Source organism: Lysinibacillus sp. CTST325 (assembly GCF_054665055.1).
In genome coordinates, this window is the sequence record NZ_BAAFHO010000039.1 from 1 (window position 1) to 1,236 (window position 1,236).

The window sequence follows — 1,236 nt, forward strand, 5'->3', positions numbered from 1 at the left end:
TATAAATGTCAACACCAATATGTACATTTTTGCTCGTTTAAGGGTGTACAAAATTACTCGTTTTCCGAGGTTAAATGATGCTTTAATCGGTATGAATCACCGACGATTGTGACAACGCTTGCGTGATGTAAAATACGATCTAAAATCGCGTTCGCTAGCTTTGGTTCAGGGAAAATTTCATCCCACGATTTGAAGTTCACATTCGTTGTGAAAATCGTGCTACGTTTCTCATAACGGGCATCAATGAGCTGGAAAAACAGTTTCGCATCCTCTGGATCAATAGGTAAGTAACCAATCTCATCGATGATTAATAATTTATATTTTGTATAATGTTTTAAACGACTCTCTAGCCTGTTTTCTAAACGGGCTTTTTTCAGATTCTGAATTAAGTCATGGCACTTAATAAAATAGGTACTTGTTCGCTTTTTAGCTGCAGTAATGCCAATTGCTGTTGCCAGATGGGTCTTGCCGACACCACTTGGACCAAGGAATACAATATTCTCATTTTCTTCGATAAAACGAAGGCTTTGAAAATCGAGTATTTGTTGCTGGTTAATATTTGGTTGGAAATCAAAATTAAAATCTTTTATTTCCTTTAAATGTGGAAATGCAGCGACTTTCACCATCGCATGAATCATATTTTGCTCACGCACATCGATTTCATAGTTCGTCAATTTAATAAGCGTATCGATAAAAGAAAGCTCATTTTTAATGCTAAAGTCGATGACTTCATTCAAATGGATGCCCATTTGCTTTAATTTTAAATACTCTAAGTTTTGCTGTAGTTGCTGATAATTTGTACTCATTATTGAATTCATTTATACATTTCTCCAATCGCTGCTAAATTCCGTTTCGCTAAATCGTTAATATCAGGGTATTCGGGCATGGCCTTTGTTATCAGTTCACGATAATGTGCCTCTTGATAATTTAGTTTTGCTTCACTTATTTTGTGTTGCGCGATTAGTTCCATGTTATAATAAATCCATAATTGATTATCGTACACTTGTAGCCCTACTTTTTTGCCTTGATACCCCGGTGGTACGGAGTATTGATTGGACTTGTAGGAAATCATGTTGGATGCATTGACTTTCACAAGCGTATGGTTGATTCGATAAGAATCTCTTACTCGTTCAGTTGGTAGCTGGAGTAAGTGATTCTTTTCTTTTTGGAATTCTAAAATCGGAATTTTATTCGTTCCTTGATGAATTTCATGATTGATACGATTACACAATTTTT

2 protein-coding genes are annotated in these 1,236 nt (G+C 35.4%); both read right to left on the minus strand.

The features are described 5' to 3' along the window. Positions 1-53: 53 nt before the first annotated feature. The gene (istB, locus tag ACYQ73_RS28085; RefSeq protein ID WP_460015457.1) at positions 54-806 is read right to left on the minus strand and encodes an IS21-like element helper ATPase IstB; all 753 of its coding nucleotides are present in this window, start codon (positions 804-806) and stop codon (positions 54-56) included. An 8-nt stretch (positions 807-814) separates the two neighbouring features. Beyond that, positions 815-1,236 (minus strand): Mu transposase domain-containing protein (locus ACYQ73_RS28090; RefSeq protein ID WP_460015456.1); only part of this gene is annotated, 422 nt, incomplete at its 5' end.

Bases quoted from the DNA above. Each gene is read 5' to 3' on its own strand.
- istB (WP_460015457.1), bottom strand. From the start codon at position 806: ATGAGTACAAATTATCAGCAACTACAGCAAAACTTAGAGTATTTAAAA.